The sequence below is a fragment of the Neobacillus phoenicis genome, assembly GCF_047302305.1.
Taxonomy (GTDB): Bacteria; Bacillota; Bacilli; order Bacillales; family Cytobacillaceae; genus Neobacillus.
Map to the genome: position 1 here is coordinate 3,221,431 of NZ_CP154847.1, position 19,153 is coordinate 3,240,583.

The following is a 19,153-nucleotide window of genomic DNA, read 5'->3' on the forward strand; positions in this document are numbered from 1 at the left end:
AAGAATGATGGCTTAATTATACATTGAGGATTTTCTTCTATTAATTATTGTGAATAGGTTCAGTCTCAACTTGTTGTTGATTCAATTGAGCAATTCCTCTAGTTGCAATTCCCCTTCTCGGTGCCCTTCTTCCACCTTCAATTAATTCAAAAGAAGTTGTAAAGATTCTTTCTACAAGTGTCTTCCATTCTCCTGAAGAACACTCAGGCCAGGTCTCACCCCAATTTGAATTAATATATCTGTATGCTCTAAATGGCTTTTCGGAGGTTGGTGCCGGATATCCAAGAATATCTTCAATACAATTTTCTAGCGGGAAAATACGGTCTTCACCTACTAATTCAAGAATTGGTTGGTTAAAGACTTCAGCTCCCGCTGTTCCTGTATCTTTGTCGTGTATAACAAAAGGACGTAAACCCATAGCATTAAGGTATTTTACTAAAGATATTATAGATGCTTTTCCTCTAGCCTTAACTATATGCCAGTTATGAAGTATATCTTTTCTTACTTCGTTTGGCATTCTTTGAATTGTCTCCCTTAATACAATATCTTCAGTATCACCTTCAACAATTAGGACATTGTTAACGAAGAATATTTTTGCCATTTGATCATCCATTCGAACAATCATCTTTACATATGGCTTATCTTCACGGGTTAAGTTGTGAAAGGATTCAGTTAAATTAAAGGGATTTGCTTGTATCTTCTGGACATCATATTGTTGTCCCCCATAATTATACGTCTCATTTAGGATGCTAAAATGATTTAGTACCTGTTCCGATTTTCTACTCAAATCAATCATAAAAGGAGAATGAGTTGTACAAACAATTTGATTGTTTTCTGTATTAGCTAAGTCATATATTGTATCACGTAATTGATGGGCAGCATTAGGATGTAGATATATCTCAGGTTCTTCAAAACCAATAATAAGCGGCGAAGTAGCTTGTAAATTTTCGCGCATATTTCTGTACCGAAGCATAGCAAATACAGCTGATCTGATAACTCCCGTGCCTTGGTTTTCAACTCTTGTATTGACATTACTACTCATCTTAACTTCAAAGACCGGTTTAATACTTCTATTTGCATCCGATAAACTTGCAGCAGCAAGTAACTTTGTATTAGGAAAAACGCCATCCAAAATAGTATTCAATTCGTTCATCATTCTTCCAAATTCTTTTGTTCCATCATCTGGGTCTAATTCTTGTTGAAGCAAACCCAGATACCTTTGTGCCTCTTGAAAGTTATGAGAAGCATTCCGAACTTCTTCGAACAAGCTATTTAATGTCTTCACTAAAGCGCCACTTGTCCCAGAAAGTTCATCAATTTTATCTTGGGCAGGAATTAGAAGAAAATTTGGCAAACGAGATAAAACGTTCCCTGGAATTCCACCAGGATTCAGGAACCATTCATCTTCATTTTCATCAATATCATATAGATCATCTAACAATTGTATTTGGTTCTTTTGACCAGCATTTAGATTTCTACCTCTTTCTGCTCCAGGAAATTCCTCAGAAATCAATTCTTCACTCAATCCATTTTGGATATACTCATCAAGAGTTCTACATTGAGTAAAACCAGGTTTCAAGTTCCTTTTAAGTTGTTTCATTTCTATTTTAACATTTGAACCCTTTTCAAAGGTTTTTCTATAAAATATCCTATAACCAGTTTCATCTGGACAACTTGAATTGTCATAAGTAAACACTCTTCCCTTAAGACCTCTCCAAGTATTTGCTTCTTCTGGGCAATTTCTAAATTCTGCTGTTAAAATAATCTCGTCTGTTAACAATCGGTTTTGATTAGATTCCGAGTCAAGCATACTAAAAAATTCATCTATATCATCAAGTTTTTTTACATCAGTCAATAGATACTCTAATGCCTTAAACACCGTACTTTTTCCAATGTTATTCTGACCAATTAAAAAGGTACTCTCTCCAAAGTGAATTTCAGTGTCAAGATGCTTCCTTAACCCTTGAATCCTCAAACTATGTAATTTCAAAACTACTCCCCCTTAGCTCTCTATACTCTTGGAAATACCATCCAGTGTTTCTATTATATATTTAATAATGACAAACTTTAACAATTTTTATGTAATTACGCTAAATTACAGCTTTACTGGACAAGGGGTCGGCATCAAACTCCTTGAAATAAGATCAATTGATGCCGATTTGTGACTGTTATAAGAAATACATTTTTTATTAATCCAACGATCCACCAAAAGATGATATAATATCTTCTCCATCTAAATTAGAAATGGATTTTGACATTGCTCCGCTAATTAATCCTAATAATGATTTCGCACGCTTAATAAAGAAGTCATCGAAGTTATCATTTCTCAAATCATCTACATCAATTTTATGAGTTTTAATATACTCATCCAAATTCGTACGTGCAACATGATTACTCTTTTCTATTTTCATTAGATACTCACCTGGTGCATTCCCACCAATGATACGATTTGTTCTTGCAAATAATGGCGTTTTATTTACGATTGAGTTCCATTTGGTTTTATTTAATTGATTCGCTTCACAATAAGCTCGAGGGAATATATGATGAATATCTGTATTTTCATCTAAATAAACTGTAAAATCCATGGCGCTTCCACTAATAAAATCTAGGCATCCTTCTTTTAAAATTAAGGCCATAACACCCTTATATGCGGCACTTAACCTGGTTTGTAGAGATAGTAACCTTGTTGGTTGGAAATAGGCTCTTTGTACCGTATCAGGTTCATTTCCACCATTAATCCAATCTATCATTCCGCCCACATCATTAGCATACCTTGTTTCATTAGCACCACCATACATTTCACCGAATACTCCGCACCAATACCAAATTGAAATCTTCTCTTTAATGGTGCTATCTTGTGTTCTTGTTTTTAATATGGAGAATATAACTGCCAATGGTATTAACTGTGTACTATAAGGCAAGTCTCTTGCAGAAAATATTCGTTGTTCTTTTAAAAAGCTTGCTGCTTGAATAAAACCCTCAGTCAGAACATCCGCATAGAGCTGATACTCAGATAAAGATAGTTTTAATACATCTTTTTTCTTACAGCTAATGGCTTCTCCACCATTTATTTTAACGTAATATCGATGCAGTAATGTTATTGCAGTCAAAAAGTCCGTTGACGACACTACTGATAATATAGCTTCTTTTTGATTCGAGACTGATAAGGCCGACTTTTCAATTAATTTCTTATATCGTTTCTCCCAGTCTTTTCTTAATTCAAAATTATCTGCAGCAAAGGTTGCTGTTATTAGCTCGAACACAGTCAAGGAAACTCCACCAGTATTCACATTTTCAAATACTTGGCAAACCGCTTCCTTAGGGGTATCCTTACTCAAAGTGATAACCGGAACTTTATAACTTTGTATAGGTACCAATATATCTGCAAAAAACTGTGCATACTTTGCTAAAATAATCGGATCGTAATTGTAGTATTTTTGATAATCATTCATCCACATTTGAGCTTCAATAGAATCGTACACAATATTTAGAGGGAACATATTGTTTTTGCATTCATTTTCTCTAGTACTTAAATCAAGCTCGATGTCTCTTCCGAAATTTGAACGAACAATCTTATCCTCAGGTACTGAGATAATTGCATCGACTCGCTCAGTTGTACTATTTAAGCAACGTTCAATGTCCAAATAATAAAATCTTTTTATTTCTTTATTTTTATCTGTTCTCGTCAAGACCGCCTGTCTAGAGAACAATGCATTAAAGATAGATGTCATTCTTTGTTGTCCATCAAGAACTAATACTTCAGGATTATGTATAGCAGTTGCACCAGTAAAAGGACGATATTTAAAACGAACATTTCCGCCTTCACTATATTCCAAGAACATTAATGCCCCAACTGGATATGAATTTGAAATACTCGCTATTAGAGCTTTAATTCGATTATCGTCCCATACCCAACCTCGTTGGAAATCAGGTAATTGAATTATACCTTTTTCTATAGAACGTAATATTTCAGAAACTGGCGTATCATTAGATTTAAAAGTACTCCCCATGAAAATCCTCCTTTATAATTATTATGTTTATCAAAACTAATAAGTGTAAAAACCGTAATAATCTATTATACCCCCTGGAAAAACAAAAGCTAAACATCGGTTGCGTTACAGTTCAAATAAACTTCCATTATAAATCTACAAGCGAGAAATAAAATTAGTAATTTTATTGTAAAAAATAACCATTAATAAAATATAACTAGTTTTCAGAAAAATCCCTCAAAATAATTTTAAATTCATAATGGTAAGTTAAGTATTAATTAGGACTTTCTTCGGAATAATCATTTCCATCTTTTCACCAAGAACTTAAGTTCTTCAATACTTAGCACATGCTCCCTATCTCGATGTAACATCCTATGACAATTTGAACAAACCGGTACTAAGTCCGTTCTTGGATCAATTTCAATTGCAACTTCAAGAGTACTTAATGGATGCTTATGATGGATTTCAATAAAGTCTTTGCCATGTTCACCATACACCTCTTCAAAATTAAACCCACATACTGTACATGTAGTTCCGTGAATCTCTATTGCTCTTAAGCGGTTCTTTGCTTTCCTTTCATAACGGTTCCCATAATAGCTTTTCATTTCACCATCTTTATAATAGGAGTCAAATTGTGCTTTATCTGCTTCTAAATCATTTCGTACTGTATCTTTTAAATCGTTTCTTCTCATTTGCTTTATATGTAGTTTCGTATATTTCTCCCAAAGCTTATGTAGTAATTTTGCATGTTCCTCTTTTACTAAATAATTTGTATTGTTTGCCATCCGGAGTATTAATAACTCATTAAGTTGAGGATGTTCCTTTAGTTCCGTTCTACGTATAAAATGCCCGTCAACCAGGTGGTTTTCTATTATTATCGAAATACAATATTTATCATTATCTTTAGGCTTTTTTATCCAGAATGTACTTTGTGTAATTTCTAAACTCGGAGCGCCACTAACAGTCCCTCTTGCAATAATTCCGCCTGTACCTCTTTTCTTGCCATCCGAACGCCAAATATAAACAAGATCCCCTTCTGAAATTTGGTCAAGAAAATGCTGTTGATTCAGTGACCACCAAATTTCATTGTTTTCGCTAATATATTGATCTATTTTAAAATCATCAGGATTTCCTTGGAAAATCCATGTATTTTGATGTTTCCTAATCTGCGATTGTTCTGATATCATCTTCAAAAACTCCTACTGATAGTTATTTGTCGCCTAGGACTTATTTCTCCACTATACATATGTTTGGAACTATATTTCGACAATTCTATTATACAGAAAATATGTAATAAAATGGGACTCTAAATAAAAGATACTCTAATAGATTTTCATTGAACACCACAGGTCCGTCCCCATGATACAATAACTTTTAAGAAAAGGAGGAAGTAAAAATGAAAACAGTGATTATTTATACGCAAGAAACATGCCCGCCTTGCCATGCCGAGAAACTATGGTTCAAAGAAAATGGAATTGAGTTTGAAGATAGAGACATCCGTAAGAACGATCAATTTCTTAATGAAATTATTGCACTAGGTGCAGCTGCTACACCAGTAACCATTATCAAAGATGGAGACAATGAGGAAGTGATCATGGGATTTGATCAATCGAAATTAGCTGAATTATTAGAGATATAATTATGTGGGAAAAATGGCGAACAGTGACTGTCTCTGTTCGCCATTAAACAAAATTAAGGCTTTGGAGAGTTTCTAGAAAGCCTGAAAGGTTAGTGAGTAAACACTTATCTGTTATTTTTTAACAGATGAATTAGAAACTAATTCTTTATTTTATCATTTGAATTGCTTTTTAAACAATAAATACCTTTGCACAAAGAATCAACTTGTTTAATACATATTGACTTAACTTTTTTGAATAGTTATAGAAAATAGTGAGAAAGTTTCTTCATAAAGTTACTTTAGATAAGGACTTGCCTTATTTGGTTAACTATTACTATATTAATTATTTACGGGAAGTTATTAAAGGAGCGTTGTTTTTCTTGTATTTATGTTTTGGTTACCTTTCTTACTTCTTTTAGGGCTAACTTTCGCTTCGAATTGCTTAGATACTTCTATTACCACTTCAAAATCCTCACCATTTAAAGAACGTATCTGAAAATTAGCAGGATATTTATTTATGTAATTAGCTGTTACATTACTGTTCACTCCCCTTAAATACACTGGAGAATATCTACTGGGTAAAGACCTACCTATACTTGGATTTATTAAAGGTTTGTGTAAATTTCCCAAAATTTTGTTTAAGTCATATTTTTTAAGAGCCTTATTGTTTTGTTTATAAGTACGCTCTTCCTCATATAAAACAACATCTTCATTTTCAAGTTGTATTTCAAAATCTAAATCATAAATTTCCTCTAATACAGTACTTATGGTTTGAGTTTGTATTATTTTACAAATTATAGAGTGGATATCTTCAAGTTCTTCCGTAAAGATGTCATCTTCATCTAATGTAGTGAGAAAAAATTCCCATTTATCCTCAACCTTAATCCCTGTTATTGAAAATAAGGAGAATTCATATCCTGGAAAATTAATATTTTGAATTTCGTAATCTAAGATAAAATTATGAGAGGTATTCGAAACATTATCACTCCCGTATAACATCAAGTAACGTTTTATTGAATCGGAGGGGATATTTATTTTTTTATCTAATTCATCTATTAGATTAATTATTATTTTTATTTGTTCATTTTCTAAAAGCATATCTGCTTTAAAGTGTTTGATATTCATTGGTTCACCGCCATTAAAACTGTATTTTGTACAATATAGGTAAATGATCCGAATACTGTTCAGCATCAGGGAGAAACTTTTCATTCAGTAATGTTGGCACCTTATCCCCTGCACTTGAAACTATCTCAAAACTTAAACTGTTATGTACTAGGTTTGGACTAATTAATACTTGGTCTAAAAGATTCCAGTAAGGAACTAATGTATCGTAAGTGTCTTCAAAATAGTAAGTTCCTACTGGTTTATTTAATTCACCTACTTTTGAATAAACCTCCCATGAAGGATTAAATAAAAAACGTTTCTTTTGCTTTGAAATAATTCTTTCTCTATGTAGTGCAATATTTTTTGACATCGTTGCATTCATGCCAAAGAAATCAATCATTCCCGATTCAAATGGATTAATATTAAAATCCCCTATTATAATTGTTTTGTCAATTTTATGCTGATCTTCAATATATTTAATAACGTCTAGGGTTAGACCACCAAAGTTCAAACGGCTTGATTCCCTTTTCATTGACGCTTTTGAAAACAAGTGAATCCCAACCAAAAGAACTTTATGACCATTAATATTATATATCATGCTTGTTATTCGATTTCTTTGTGAATAATGAACGTCATCTTTTGGTATACTAACAGTTTTTTGGGGACTAGAAGAAAAACGGTCAAAAATTTTAACCTTTGCAGTAGAGGTTGTCCTAAGCTTATAACCACTTTTTTCTAATTCAGCTTTATATTTCTTAGTATCCTTACTTATCAATTCTCCAATTAAAATGAAATCAGCTTTGTGGTGGTTAGCTATTTCTCCGATTTCTTCACTCAGGTCCTTCTTTTCAACATTCCAGAATAAAATTTTATATGATGTTAAACTACTAATGGTTTCGGGTTTTTGTGGCTGATACGGCGATGAAGGGAATATAGTTGACTGCTCCCCTTGTTTTAATTCAGTCTTTTGATTCATGTTTATACCTCTGATAATTAATTTTTGTTTATTATCATCAAATACATGTATTACTTGACAATTAAATTATACAATAATAAAACTATTTTAATCTTTAAAAATAGTAAAATATTATTAGATACTATAATCCAATTTATTCTATAATGAAACGCATTTAAGAGGATCATTGAATAAATTGTAGATTACTTGTAAGGCGAACAGTGACTTTAACTGTTCGCCATTTTGTCTTTTTGTAATGTGGTCTCTAATTGAAAAATTCCCCAAGCCATCTTTATATCATTGCTTGCGGAATATCATTTGCAACCCTATAGTAACGGTTCAATCAACTCCATTGCACCTGTTAATCGATTTTCATAGCTTCCTTTTAATAGATGGTACTCAATGTTATGCCTCTTTAATATTGCCTTTAAGTGGTGATTGTTTTGGTCTCTGACTGTTTCCTCTCCATGCACTCTTAACCCATCATCCACCCATTTCACATCGGGTTCAAGGAGTAGCCAAAGATCATAATCTTGTAGTTTGGCCATTTCATCAAGCACCGGTTGATGTTCATCATTGTAGAGGTTTGAATAAAATTGAGTAACGATAGCTTCTGTATCGATAAATACTAGCTTATTGGCCTGTTCAATGCCCTTAAATTCTTCTATCTTATGACCATAGGCAATCTTTTGATAATCTTCCGAAACTAAGATACCGTCACACCCACCTAATTCTTCACAAAAGGTTCGGCCATATTCTGAAACGTAAGTTGTATTATAAATTTTCGCGAGGTTTCTCGTTAGGGTTGATTTTCCGCAGCTTTCTGTACCAACTACTACGATTTTTTTTACAAAATAAGGCCTGACAATAGTAGGGATAAACTCCCAATGCCTAAAAACACCTTCCTTACGAATGGCAGTAGCCGAAATGTTCACATGCGTACGCATCGGGTCAATCAGTATGTGTTTAGAAGTTGGATATAACTCTTTAAAAATATCATTATATCCATTTTCAGAACTAAAGACGTAATCAATCGGCTTTCCAATTTTCTGTTTTATGAGGTGAGCACCTTCAGCCCAGTTGTAGTTGTCATTATCTTGATCATCTTCAATGGCTATTATTTTTACATGCGGCATGTCTTTTGTTAATTGGGAAAGCCAGCGCAAGCGAATGTTAGCTGGGATATAATCCATTTTTGTATCCAGGCAGAGCTCACTGTCTCGTAATTCGCTATGTGATAAAATAACGTACAGTTCATCCACCATTGATGAGGCATAGGTTATGGCATACACATGGCCAAGATGTAGTGGAAGGAACTTTCCTCCGATAAAACCAACTGTCATTTACGCCGCCTCCTGCACTTGTTTGATCGATAACTTTCTCCAGTTGATATACCCGTATATGCTATTTACCAGGAATGCTGACCACATCACTAACATGGAGAAATCATTACCACCTTGCGTAACGAGAGCAGTTATCCATAGGAAAAGGGATAGGATGTTTACAGAGATCCATAATAGCCATTGTTCTGTATAGCGTTTTAACATCAAGATTTGTGCTGCAATCGATAATACATTTGTGGCTGAATCCGTCCAAACTACTTTACCGCCTAGGAATTTTAAGAAGAATCCATAACCCACTATAAGAGTTAACATCAATAATATGGTATAAAACCATCCCTTTTTCGTAAGACTCTTAACTATGACATCTTCGCCTTTCACTCCATTGTCGGTTTTGTTCTTTTTCCACAGATAAATCCCGGTAAATTGCACTGGGAAGTAAAACAGCGCATTGAGCATCACCTCTCCATACAGTCCGTAACCGTAGGCTATATAGCATAGGTTCCTGTTTGAATGATCCCAAAGTAATAGTTTGATATTTTCCCTTTTGCGACTAAAACCACGCATAGCATGCCAGTTATTGATGATATTAAGCCGATGAGTGAGTCTTCCCATGCAAAGAATAAATAGATGTTAACCATCGTGAAAGTGAGCAACCAGATGATTTCAAATCTTGACCAATTTTTAAAAATCCCCATTTCGATTTCTCTCCCTTACCCTTGTAGTTTATTTCTATAAACAGATACAATCGGTTGTACATCATTAAAACGGTAAAGCTGTGCAGGTGTTTTCGAGTAGCGATTGGATTTTTTCGGCTTTCCGTTTTCCGATACCACTTCAATAAACGGCAGTGTTGGGGCCTTTCTGAAAAAAGCCGCATCTGTCGAGATCGATGGGTCATCCAATACAGTTAATAACACCCCTTGTAATTCAGAAAGGACAAACTCTTCAGGTAGAAAATGCATCGCCAAGGTGGTTAGCGCCATATCCTTTCGAATAAACCAAATGGCATCATCAATAATTTTGCGATGGTCAAATGCCAGGTCGAGATCTAGTGCTTCTTCGATTGGAAATAACTTTATTTCCATAGCATCATAGGTTGTTTTACGACTGTTTAAGGCAGATTCCTTTGCAATGACATAGTGCGCGTTGGAGATGATCCATCCCCGACTATCACGATTGGGTTCATCATAGACACCAAAATGTTTAATACGTAATCCACCGACACCTGTTTCCTCCAAAAGCCTGCGTTCTGCCGCTTGAAAAGCAGTTTCATCTGGGCGGACAAAACCACCTGGTAATGCCCACTTCCCAGCTTCGACTTTTGGATTGCCTTCATGACCGTGCTCACTTCGTTTAATCAGCATGATTTTCAATGTTTTTAATGGGGGTTTATACTCGCCAATCATCTCAGATGTGATCGTAAATACAGCTATGTCGCTGGTATATCCATCAGGTGTTTTAAATTTATTCGTTGTTATCATTTACATCACCTCTTTAATTAACATTTTGTTAATTGTTAATTACAATATATTCCACTATTTCCATTTTAGTCAATACATTATTAAGTATTTTCGCGGGTCGTTAAATGAAAATATATTTACCAGCTGATTTAATGTTGATTTCTGTGTTTGAAATTTAACTGGTAAAAATATCCGTTTATGATTCCATTCCATTGATAGATTTGACTTTTTTCTGAAATGCAATTAGGAGAATTCGTGATTATGTGGTACAATCTGTTTACCATTTGATTTACTTGTTTACATGTGTGCCCTGCTCATTAATGAGTGGGGCTCCTTTTTTTTTGGCTGTTTTAAGGATATTTTTGATTATTTACACCCCCTTGATTTGAGCGGAAATCAACAGGTAAGTTTGACACAGCCAGTTTCTAGTAAGAAGAAAAAAAAAAACAGACTCTATAAAGAGTCTGCTTTATTTGTTTGTTCTTATTATTAAGCTTTACGTACGTTAGCTGCTTGAGCTCCACGTTGACCTTGCTCAACGTCAAATGTAACTGTTTGACCTTCGTCTAAAGATTTGAAACCTTCGCCTTGGATCGCTGAGAAATGAACGAATACGTCTTCTCCGCCTTCACGCTCGATGAATCCGAATCCTTTTTCTGCGTTAAACCATTTTACTTTACCTTGTTCCATTTTGTTTCCTCCTGCTGTGTGCTTTGCACACAATTTGGTACTATCCTTGCACTCAGTGATCATCAAGACGAAAAGTTAATCTTATACTATCCTTTACACCGAACAAAAATAATTCTTTTAAATTATAGCATCATTCAGTAGTACTTTGCAAGAAGAGACCACATAACTGTTTTATGACACCAAGTTTTGAATCTTCATTTCCTTATTTTAATAATTGGTCGCGATTCACCAAAAATGGATTTAAACCCTGAATCATAGTTCCTGTCAGCACTCAATTGTGTAGGTAGTGACAGGCACTATTTTACTTATTAAGAAGTACTAAAAAGGAACAAATTGTTAAGATACCCTTATCAAAGTTTACTAGGTTAAAGTGTTCATTTGGAGCATGAAGATTTTCATCTGGCAAACCGAATCCCATTAAGACAACCGGAGCATGTAGTGATTGGTTGAAATCCGATACAATAGGAATGGAACCACCTTCTCTTTTGTAAACAGGCGACTTTCCATAAACGGTTTCATACGCTTCGGCCGCTTTTTGAATCATCGGACTATCGATTGGCGTTAAAAATGGATTCCCCGTATCGCCAAGAACCACTTTCACGGTACATCCCTTTGGTGCATGTTCCTCAAGATGCTTTTTTATCAATTCCTGAATTTTTTCAGGGTTTTGATTGTGGACTAGACGGCAGGTGATTTTGGCATGAGCCTCGTTCGGGATCACCGTTTTTGTTCCTTCTCCCTGAAATCCGCCCCATAATCCGTTTATTTCTAATGTTGGCCGGGAACTGATTCTCTCAGGGTAAGGAAAATTATTTTCTCCTCCTGTTAATTCCGTTAACCCTAACGACCTTTTTAGCTTTTCTTCGTCGAAACCCAATGCTTTAATCTGTTCCTTTTCAAAATCGGACAGCTCCACGACATCATCATAAAAATGGTCCACATTTACTTTACCCGTATCATCGTGAAGCGTAGAAAGAAGCTTTACCAATAGAAGGTTTGCGTTCTGAACTCCACCTCCAAACATGCCTGAATGCAAATCAGAATTAGCTGTTCTTAGCGAAAACTCCAGTGCACAAAGCCCTCTTAAGGAATAGGTAATGGCAGGGATGCCTCGATCCCACATATCAGAATCGGATATCACCACCACATCACAGGCTAATTTTTCTTGATTTTCGGCTAAAAACGGCGGAAGATGGGGACTTCCAATTTCTTCTTCCCCTTCGATGCAAAATTTTACGTTAACCGGTAATTTACCTTCTAATTTTAATAATGTCTCAACTGCTTTAATATGTAAGAATGTCTGACCTTTGTCGTCGGTTGCCCCTCTGGCAAAGATTTTTTCATCACGGATCGTTGGTTCAAACGGAGGCGTTTCCCATAAATGAATAGGATCAACAGGCTGTACGTCATAATGGCCGTAAACTAACACTGTTGGGGCATTTTCCTGATGAAGCCAGTCCGCGTAGAAATCGGATGACCTTTTGTCTGGATAACTTCAACATGGTTCATTCCAATGTTTTCTAATTTATTCGCAATCCATGAAGCTGCTTGTTGAATGTCCTCTTTATGCTCGGATAAGGAACTGATGCTTGGAATCCTTAGCAGTTCTTTAAGCTCCTCGACATTCTCGTTATGATTATTCGATAAGACTTCAGATAATTTACTCAAGTGATCACCTTTTCTCATTATTTTCTATTCTTATTTTATACAAAAATGATGGGTACAACAAACATCAACCAGTGTACCGTTTAAAATGACATTCATTTTTACTATGTAATTTATTTATTCTAAAAAAGAATCCAACCAGCTTTGGATGGATTCTTTTAAATGATCTAATCTATCATTTCTTTTTCGGCAATTTTAAATTAATAGCATTCTTTTAGAGCAACAACATGCCCACTCTTCCGTTTCGTCGTCTTGTTCTAAGAAACAATTGAAGACCTTTCCTTTTAGGACTTGCGATAATTTTTCACCTGTTGCTTGATCAGTCACGTCATGATTTTATTGTCTGCCATTGTCTGGCTCCATTTTATTAAAGAAGTGTTATTCCATTTCATTAACAAGCTGCTTCATTACGTTTAACTCGGAAGAAAGTTCCTTAAACCATTCCTTATCCCCTGTTGATAAGGCCAAGTCTATCAGAAATTCTATTTGTACCTTGTTTGTCACATTCGAAACCGGAAGTCGTTTAACCCGTTTGCTTAAAACTGGGATTGTTTTTCCAATCGTTTCATTATTGTCGCTAGTTACAACCGTTACTTTTACTAATCCTTCAGGAGTATTAGGTGACAGTGATTCAATATAACCAATGATTAATTCCCCGTCCCATGATTCTCCCTTGATCCAATCGCCTGGTTGTAAGATGGTATTAATGGACAACATATGTCTCACCTTCTTTATTTATTCTTAGTTTCATCCAATCAGATATACCCACTAGATAAATCTGTAATTTTTTTTATTACATTTTAATGAAAGAGATCTGCGGTCAAAGTCGCTTACTAACGAGATTGACAACCTCTTTCATGGTATAATCCTTTAAATATTCACCCAGATGTTCTTCAGCACCTAAGAAAATGCTACATAAAACACTTTGCATATTGGCGCCGACAATACACTTATGATTCGATTCAGGACACTTAGGCTTGAGAGCACCTTCTGAAGTAATCTTATATATATCCCAAAGGTTCACTTTATTTAGATCAAGCGCAAAAATAAATCCTCCGCCAGTTCCCTCTTTGGATTTAATAAATTCATGTTTTTTTAACAAACTCAGCACTTTTCGAATCCGTACAGGATGGACTCCAGCACTTTCTGAAATAGCATCACTTGTTGACATCCGGTCCGGCTGTAGCGCAAGATAAGTCAAACTATGAATGGCAAGGGTAAAATCACTATTCATGTTCTTGCCTCCTAAGAAATGAAACGACACATACCTTAATACTATTGTGTGCATCTTTTCAATATTAATGACGTACTGTAATAGTATACGTTACAGATTATCTTGTCAAACATTAGGGTTTTCAAGGTTAGTGATTAATTTAAATATCCCATTGTTTTTTGATTTGTTCCTCGGCTAACCGTTGAATGTTTGCCCATGCTGTATCTTTTTTCACAATAACATTGGTGTTGTAATTTTTTTCTTTATAATTAACAGTTACGAATACTTCGATCATTCTTTTTTTCCTCCTTTAAGAAACCATTAATTTGCCGCTTTTTGCAATTCGTTGTACAAGTATGTGCGAACCTTTCGAGGCAGAAAACTACGAATTTCGTCCTCGTTATAGCCCACCTGTAACCTTTTTTCATCCTGGATAATTGGCCGGTGTACCATTTTAGGATTCTCCATTATTAAGGTATAGAGTTCATTAAGCGAAAGAGATTCAATATCTATATTTAATTCCTGAAAAGTTTTTGAATTAGTTGAAATAATTTCGCTAGTCCCCTCTTCTGTTAAGCGAAGAATCGATTTAATCTCTTCGACTGTTAGCGGATTGGCTAAAATATTTCTTTCGATATAGTCAATGGAATGTTCCTCAAGCCAAGCTTTCGCTTTTCGACAAGATGTACAGCTAGGGGTTGTATAAAGAGTTACCATCCTTACTCACTCTCCTAAATATTTGTTGGAAAATATACGGTACAATACCTTACTTGGTTATTGGGTAATTACCCCGAAATTAGGCGATAAAACCTCGCAGTTATTATTAATCTGCTGAGTTATCGCTTCATTATTAAATGTAATAAAAAATTTTACAGTTTCTATACTGTAAATTTAATCGTTACAGTTAAAAATGTCAATAGTTAAATTAATAATATTTTTATTAAGTCTTTTAATTCATCTTTTTTAACATACATTAACTAAATACTTGAACTTGATTATTATAATCCGTTTGATTTGCTCCACTATTGGATCAATGCTATTATCTTTCATACAAACTTCATAAGGGGTTGATTTTTATGGTAAAAGAAATAATCTTAAATGATACATCGATTCATGTAGACCATTATAAAGAAGAGACAGATAATGGTTTGCATAATGTTATTATTGGTTTCAAAGTAACGAGTGAGAAATATCATGACATTACGACACTGTTATACGAAGGCGTCTTTGATGTAAAAATTCCTGAAAGAGGTTTAGCGTTTAGAGGAAAAATTCAGCAATATTCCACTTCAATTACAAACTTATATGAAAAAGAACAGGTTGGAGATTTTACATTATCATTGCGCGAAGTGAAAAATTAAGAAAGAAGGCATGGATTAGTGAAATTAAGTATATTAGATCAGTCACCCATCTCTTCTGATCAAACTGCTAGTGATGCGTTGAATGAATCTGTGAAGCTAGCGCAAGCTGGTGAAGCGCTAGGGTATTCGCGGTATTGGATTGCCGAACATCATGATCTTCCTGGACTTGCCTGCTCTGCCCCTGAAGTGATGCTTAGTTATATTGGAGCCCATACAAAACAGATCCGGATCGGCTCCGGGGCTGTCCTATTGCCGCATTATAAACCCTATAAAGTGGCAGAGGTTTACAATATGCTGGCTACATTGTTTCCGAATCGCATCGATATTGGCATTGGCCGTGCACCCGGAGGTTCTGCTGAAGCCACTAATGCTTTATCAAATAACTTTTTACAACAAGTATGGAAAATGCCAAATTTAGTGGAAGAACTGCTTCATTTTCTCCATGATGATTTTCCTGAAGATCATGAGTTTTCAAAAATCACGGCCTCTCCAATGCCACAAGTGCCACCAATGCCGTGGATCCTTGGCACAAGTAAAAAAAGTGCTTTACTTGCAGCTAAAAATGGTTTGGCTTATGCATTTGGTCAGTTTATGAGCGAAAATAACGGAGCCGCTATCATTGAACAATATTTAGATGCCTTTGTACCAAAGAAACACGGTCCATTTCCTCAAGTATTGTTAACAGTTTCCGCGATTTGTGCAGAAACTACGGAAAAAGCAGAAGAAATTGCGTTGAGTTCACTTATTTGGGCCATTCAAAAAGATAAAGGTGAAGGCAAATATGTTCCTTCTATCGAAGAAGCTAAGAATTATGAACTTAATGAAAAAGAAAGAGAAAAATTAGTGCAAATGAAACAAAATATGATTGTGGGCAATCCTCAAGAGGTCGGTAAGAAACTTTATCAGTTACAAGCGGAATTTAAGGCGGATGAAATCATGTTGGTGACGATTACTCACTCTCCGAAGGACCGCATGGAATCTTATAGACTAATTGCAGAAGAAGTGCTTTCATAATTTTAAAAAAAAACAATTTTTTCTAATTAGTTATAACCCCCTCATAAATTGGAAACATAAGGGGGTTTTTACATTTCATTCTATAATGCTAATTGCCTACTAAAGTGACAGAAATATATCCGTTCTTAACATCTCTTCCAACGCTTTCGACTGACCGTTTAAGAGGATTCCCATTTCCCGCCGCCTGTAGCAGTTACTATTTTTATTCTATAAATGGAAAGCAGGGGTCAGTGGTCCCTTTTATACAGTTTTATTTTAAAGCAATACAAATATTCTTTGCTTCCGTAAAAAACTCCAAACTGTGGTGCCCGCCTTCCCGTCCTACTCCACTTTTCTTAAAACCTCCAAATGGGGCGCGGAGGTCACGCACAAACCAGCAGTTGACCCAAATCGTACCCGCACGGACACTGTGAGACATACGGTGTGCACGCTGCAGATTTTCAGTCCAGACAACACCATTTAACCCATATTCCGTGTCATTGGCAATTTGAATGGCCTCTTCTTCGGTATCAAACGGTATAAGAGTGACGACTGGGCCGAAAATTTCCTCCTGGCAAATTCGTGATTTGGGATTTTCTTGGACATACACGGTTGGCTCTAAATAATATCCCTTTTGTAAATATTCCGGCAGTTCTGGCCGTTTGCCGCCGCAAATCAGTTTCGCTTTTTCCTCTTTAGCAATCTCGAGATAGCTGGTGACCTTCTGATAATGCTGTTCACTCACAAGCGGCCCCATTTTTGTGTCAATATTTTGTGGATCGCCTACTTTTAATTCCATCGCCGCTTTTGTAAACCGTTCTAAAAACTCAGCAAAAATAGATCGTTGCACTAAAATTCTTGAACCGGCAAGACACACCTGACCGGAATTCATAAATGCGGCATGAATCGAGCCTGGAATGGCTTTATCCAAATCGGCATCCTCAAAGATGATGTTTGCGGCTTTTCCGCCAAGTTCAAACGACACTTTTTTCAGCGTATCTGCCCCATTTTTCATAATTCTTTTGCCCGTAGCCGTGGAACCCGTAAATGACACCAAATCCACCGCTGGATGCTCTGTTAACGCCGTCCCGACCACACTTCCCAGCCCATGCACGACATTGACCACACCATCAGGAATGCCTGCTTCTTTGGCAATTTCACCTAGTAACGAAACAGATAATGGCGTCATCTCTGCTGGTTTAATCACAGCGGTATTCCCTGCTGCAAGACAAGGGCCTAGTTTCCAGGTGGTGAGCATAAATGGCACATTCCATGGAGTAATTAGTGCTGCGACTCCCACGGGCTCATAGCGTGTATAGTTAACGAAGTTTTCCTCCATCGGATAGGTTTCTCCGCCTTGCATTTGTACAAAATCAGCAAAAAAATGGATATTGTGGGCCGCACGTGGAACCTCGTGTTGAACGGTTGAATGATAGGGCTTTCCGACATCGATTGCATCTAAACCCGCAATTTCTTCTTTCCTTTCTAAAATAATCTCAGCCATTCGTCGGAGTTTTTCACAACGCTCGGCAACTGACATCGTCCGCCATGGCCCATTTTCAAAGGCTTCTCTAGCTGCCAGGCATGCTTGATTTACGTCTTCCTCAGTAGCCTCACTTACCAATGCGATTACCCCTTGTGTAGCAGGGTTTTTCACTTCAAAGGTTCGATGGCTGCTGGATGGAACATATTTCCCATTAATATAAAGTCCAATCTGTTTGACTTCTGTTTTGACGTTCATTTTGCTGTTTCACTCCGTTTCTTAACGGACTCTCCCGCAATTCCCCAATGTTCCGGTTCTATTTCCTGTATCATCACGCGGACATTTTGAACAGGCGCTTCCAAAATATCGGCAACCAAGTCGGTTACTTCACGAATCAGCCTTTCCTTTTTTTCAGGTGATCTTCCTTTTAATATATTAAACTTAATGAATGGCATCATTGTTTCCTCCCATCATTTATTCAGTAAAAAATGCGTCTACTGACCCTATTCCGTCAAAGCTGGCCGTGAATTGATCGCCTGGAGCTATAACCGCGGCAGCCGATAACGAGCCACTTAACACCACTTCACCAGGCTGAATGCTTTGTCCGGTCTTATATAGCTTATTGGCAAGCCAGGCAATCGCCCTGGCAGGATGGCCCATCACAGCCGCCCCTGCGCCAGTTGCCATGACATCCCCGTTCTTCTTGAAAACCATGCCCATTAACCGTAAATCGAGATTGGCAGGATGGTAGAATCGTTCTCCAAGGATGAATCTTGATGAGGATGAGTTATCCGCAACAGCATCCGAGAGGGAAAATGTGAATCCATGAAACCTGCTGTCGATGATTTCTAATGCAGGGGCCACATACTCTGTCGCTGCCAAAACATCTGCTGGGCTTACATATGGGCCTTTCAATTCCTTTTTAAAAATGAAGGCAATTTCCGGTTCTACCCTCGCATGGATAAATGGTTTAATGGAAATCGATTCTCCTTCAAACAACTGCATACTCTCCAGCAAAACGCCATAAGAAGGTTCGTGGACACCCATAGCAATCTGCTTCGGTTTACTGGTTAAACCAAGTTTGCGGCCGACTCTTTTCGTTTTTTCCTCCATTACCTTTAGCTCGATTAATCGCTCCTGTACCTCGTACGCTAACGTCTCATTCAGTTCCGGAAATTTCCCGGTAAACTTTTCAACGGACTGCTTTTTTTTCTCGGCTTCATAAAGCTCATTAGCAATCAAATCGATCATATCTGTCTTAATCATCAATTCACCCCGT

The 19,153-nt window shown here is 36.3% G+C and carries 18 protein-coding genes and 2 pseudogenes; 3 read left to right on the forward strand and 17 right to left on the reverse strand.

Features of this window, described 5'->3' with window-relative positions:
* Positions 1-40: 40 nt before the first annotated feature.
* The 3 genes from AA0X95_RS16670 to AA0X95_RS16680 all read right to left on the reverse strand — a co-directional run bounded on the left by AA0X95_RS16670 (position 41) and on the right by AA0X95_RS16680 (position 5,176).
* Positions 41-1,990 (reverse strand): AAA family ATPase, encoded by a 1,950-nt coding sequence (locus AA0X95_RS16670; RefSeq protein ID WP_413299728.1) that lies wholly within the window; start codon positions 1,988-1,990, stop codon positions 41-43.
* A gap of 199 nt (positions 1,991-2,189) precedes the next feature.
* Positions 2,190-4,010, reverse strand: a complete 1,821-nt coding sequence (locus tag AA0X95_RS16675; RefSeq protein ID WP_413299730.1) for a DUF262 domain-containing protein — start codon at positions 4,008-4,010, stop codon at positions 2,190-2,192.
* 278 nt (positions 4,011-4,288) lie between these two features.
* Positions 4,289-5,176: an EVE domain-containing protein gene (locus AA0X95_RS16680; RefSeq protein ID WP_413299733.1), complete on the reverse strand. Its 888-nt coding sequence runs from the start codon at positions 5,174-5,176 to the stop codon at positions 4,289-4,291.
* Positions 5,177-5,385: 209 nt separating this feature from the next.
* Here AA0X95_RS16680 and AA0X95_RS16685 point away from each other — a divergent pair, with 209 nt between their 5' ends.
* Positions 5,386-5,628, forward strand: coding sequence for a glutaredoxin family protein (locus AA0X95_RS16685; protein ID WP_413299735.1), 243 nt, complete (start codon positions 5,386-5,388; stop codon positions 5,626-5,628).
* 339 nt (positions 5,629-5,967) lie between these two features.
* Here AA0X95_RS16685 and AA0X95_RS16690 read toward each other — a convergent pair whose 3' ends face one another.
* The 11 genes and pseudogenes from AA0X95_RS16690 to spxA all read right to left on the reverse strand — a co-directional run bounded on the left by AA0X95_RS16690 (position 5,968) and on the right by spxA (position 14,754).
* Positions 5,968-6,732 carry a hypothetical protein gene (locus AA0X95_RS16690; RefSeq protein ID WP_413299737.1) on the reverse strand — a complete coding sequence of 255 codons (765 nt, stop codon included), beginning with the start codon at positions 6,730-6,732 and terminating at the stop codon, positions 5,968-5,970.
* A gap of 13 nt (positions 6,733-6,745) precedes the next feature.
* Positions 6,746-7,687: a hypothetical protein gene (locus AA0X95_RS16695; RefSeq protein WP_413299739.1), complete on the reverse strand. Its 942-nt coding sequence runs from the start codon at positions 7,685-7,687 to the stop codon at positions 6,746-6,748.
* Positions 7,688-7,992: 305 nt separating this feature from the next.
* Positions 7,993-9,009 (reverse strand): multifunctional transcriptional regulator/nicotinamide-nucleotide adenylyltransferase/ribosylnicotinamide kinase NadR, encoded by a 1,017-nt coding sequence (gene nadR, locus AA0X95_RS16700; protein WP_413299741.1) that lies wholly within the window; start codon positions 9,007-9,009, stop codon positions 7,993-7,995.
* Positions 9,010-9,704 (reverse strand): annotated as a pseudogene (gene pnuC, locus AA0X95_RS16705) (nicotinamide riboside transporter PnuC).
* A 15-nt stretch (positions 9,705-9,719) separates the two neighbouring features.
* Positions 9,720-10,490: an NUDIX domain-containing protein gene (locus tag AA0X95_RS16710; RefSeq protein WP_413299743.1), complete on the reverse strand. Its 771-nt coding sequence runs from the start codon at positions 10,488-10,490 to the stop codon at positions 9,720-9,722.
* Between the two features lie 468 nt (positions 10,491-10,958).
* Positions 10,959-11,159 carry a cold-shock protein gene (locus AA0X95_RS16715; protein WP_042463323.1) on the reverse strand — a complete coding sequence of 67 codons (201 nt, stop codon included), beginning with the start codon at positions 11,157-11,159 and terminating at the stop codon, positions 10,959-10,961.
* Between the two features lie 301 nt (positions 11,160-11,460).
* Positions 11,461-12,845, reverse strand: a pseudogene (locus tag AA0X95_RS16720) (dipeptidase).
* Between the two features lie 357 nt (positions 12,846-13,202).
* Positions 13,203-13,541: an IDEAL domain-containing protein gene (locus tag AA0X95_RS16725; protein ID WP_413299745.1), complete on the reverse strand. Its 339-nt coding sequence runs from the start codon at positions 13,539-13,541 to the stop codon at positions 13,203-13,205.
* A 103-nt stretch (positions 13,542-13,644) separates the two neighbouring features.
* The gene (locus tag AA0X95_RS16730) at positions 13,645-14,058 is read right to left on the reverse strand and encodes an RrF2 family transcriptional regulator (RefSeq protein ID WP_413299747.1); all 414 of its coding nucleotides are present in this window, start codon (positions 14,056-14,058) and stop codon (positions 13,645-13,647) included.
* 139 nt (positions 14,059-14,197) lie between these two features.
* The gene (locus AA0X95_RS16735; protein WP_413299749.1) at positions 14,198-14,332 is read right to left on the reverse strand and encodes a BA3454 family stress response protein; all 135 of its coding nucleotides are present in this window, start codon (positions 14,330-14,332) and stop codon (positions 14,198-14,200) included.
* A gap of 26 nt (positions 14,333-14,358) precedes the next feature.
* Positions 14,359-14,754 carry a transcriptional regulator SpxA gene (spxA, locus tag AA0X95_RS16740; RefSeq protein ID WP_413299751.1) on the reverse strand — a complete coding sequence of 132 codons (396 nt, stop codon included), beginning with the start codon at positions 14,752-14,754 and terminating at the stop codon, positions 14,359-14,361.
* Positions 14,755-15,113: 359 nt separating this feature from the next.
* On the opposite strand from spxA, the gene AA0X95_RS16745 reads away from it, so the two are divergent.
* Together AA0X95_RS16745 and AA0X95_RS16750 are read left to right on the forward strand one after the other, a co-directional pair.
* A complete protein-coding gene (locus AA0X95_RS16745) occupies positions 15,114-15,398 on the forward strand; it encodes a DUF3219 family protein (protein WP_413299753.1) in 285 nt (94 codons plus the stop codon).
* An 18-nt stretch (positions 15,399-15,416) separates the two neighbouring features.
* Positions 15,417-16,412, forward strand: coding sequence for an LLM class flavin-dependent oxidoreductase (locus tag AA0X95_RS16750; protein WP_413299755.1), 996 nt, complete (start codon positions 15,417-15,419; stop codon positions 16,410-16,412).
* A gap of 250 nt (positions 16,413-16,662) precedes the next feature.
* Here AA0X95_RS16750 and AA0X95_RS16755 read toward each other — a convergent pair whose 3' ends face one another.
* From AA0X95_RS16755 to AA0X95_RS16765, 3 genes are read right to left on the reverse strand one after another with little or no spacing between them, the layout of a single operon-like run.
* Entirely contained in the window at positions 16,663-18,132 is a 1,470-nt protein-coding gene (locus AA0X95_RS16755; protein WP_413299757.1) for an aldehyde dehydrogenase, read from the reverse strand.
* Positions 18,129-18,332: a tautomerase family protein gene (locus tag AA0X95_RS16760; RefSeq protein WP_413299759.1), complete on the reverse strand. Its 204-nt coding sequence runs from the start codon at positions 18,330-18,332 to the stop codon at positions 18,129-18,131. The genes AA0X95_RS16755 and AA0X95_RS16760 overlap by 4 nt, the downstream gene beginning before the upstream one ends.
* A gap of 16 nt (positions 18,333-18,348) precedes the next feature.
* Positions 18,349-19,140, reverse strand: coding sequence for a 2-keto-4-pentenoate hydratase (locus AA0X95_RS16765; protein ID WP_413299761.1), 792 nt, complete (start codon positions 19,138-19,140; stop codon positions 18,349-18,351).
* Positions 19,141-19,153: the final 13 nt, after the last annotated feature.

What these genes read in the sequence shown, in the direction of transcription:
- AA0X95_RS16675 (WP_413299730.1), bottom strand. Translation starts at nt 4,010, where the DNA reads ATGGGGAGTACTTTTAAATCTAATGATACGCCAGTTTCTGAAATATTA.
- AA0X95_RS16680 (WP_413299733.1), bottom strand. Translation starts at nt 5,176, where the DNA reads ATGATATCAGAACAATCGCAGATTAGGAAACATCAAAATACATGGATT.
- AA0X95_RS16685 (WP_413299735.1), top strand. Translation starts at nt 5,386, where the DNA reads ATGAAAACAGTGATTATTTATACGCAAGAAACATGCCCGCCTTGCCAT.
- AA0X95_RS16690 (WP_413299737.1), bottom strand. Translation starts at nt 6,732, where the DNA reads ATGAATATCAAACACTTTAAAGCAGATATGCTTTTAGAAAATGAACAA.
- AA0X95_RS16695 (WP_413299739.1), bottom strand. Translation starts at nt 7,687, where the DNA reads ATGAATCAAAAGACTGAATTAAAACAAGGGGAGCAGTCAACTATATTC.
- nadR (WP_413299741.1), bottom strand. Translation starts at nt 9,009, where the DNA reads ATGACAGTTGGTTTTATCGGAGGAAAGTTCCTTCCACTACATCTTGGC.
- AA0X95_RS16710 (WP_413299743.1), bottom strand. Translation starts at nt 10,490, where the DNA reads ATGATAACAACGAATAAATTTAAAACACCTGATGGATATACCAGCGAC.
- AA0X95_RS16715 (WP_042463323.1), bottom strand. Translation starts at nt 11,159, where the DNA reads ATGGAACAAGGTAAAGTAAAATGGTTTAACGCAGAAAAAGGATTCGGA.
- AA0X95_RS16725 (WP_413299745.1), bottom strand. Translation starts at nt 13,541, where the DNA reads ATGTTGTCCATTAATACCATCTTACAACCAGGCGATTGGATCAAGGGA.
- AA0X95_RS16730 (WP_413299747.1), bottom strand. Translation starts at nt 14,058, where the DNA reads ATGAATAGTGATTTTACCCTTGCCATTCATAGTTTGACTTATCTTGCG.
- AA0X95_RS16735 (WP_413299749.1), bottom strand. Translation starts at nt 14,332, where the DNA reads ATGATCGAAGTATTCGTAACTGTTAATTATAAAGAAAAAAATTACAAC.
- spxA (WP_413299751.1), bottom strand. Translation starts at nt 14,754, where the DNA reads ATGGTAACTCTTTATACAACCCCTAGCTGTACATCTTGTCGAAAAGCG.
- AA0X95_RS16745 (WP_413299753.1), top strand. Translation starts at nt 15,114, where the DNA reads ATGGTAAAAGAAATAATCTTAAATGATACATCGATTCATGTAGACCAT.
- AA0X95_RS16755 (WP_413299757.1), bottom strand. Translation starts at nt 18,132, where the DNA reads ATGAACGTCAAAACAGAAGTCAAACAGATTGGACTTTATATTAATGGG.
- AA0X95_RS16760 (WP_413299759.1), bottom strand. Translation starts at nt 18,332, where the DNA reads ATGATGCCATTCATTAAGTTTAATATATTAAAAGGAAGATCACCTGAA.
- AA0X95_RS16765 (WP_413299761.1), bottom strand. Translation starts at nt 19,140, where the DNA reads ATGATTAAGACAGATATGATCGATTTGATTGCTAATGAGCTTTATGAA.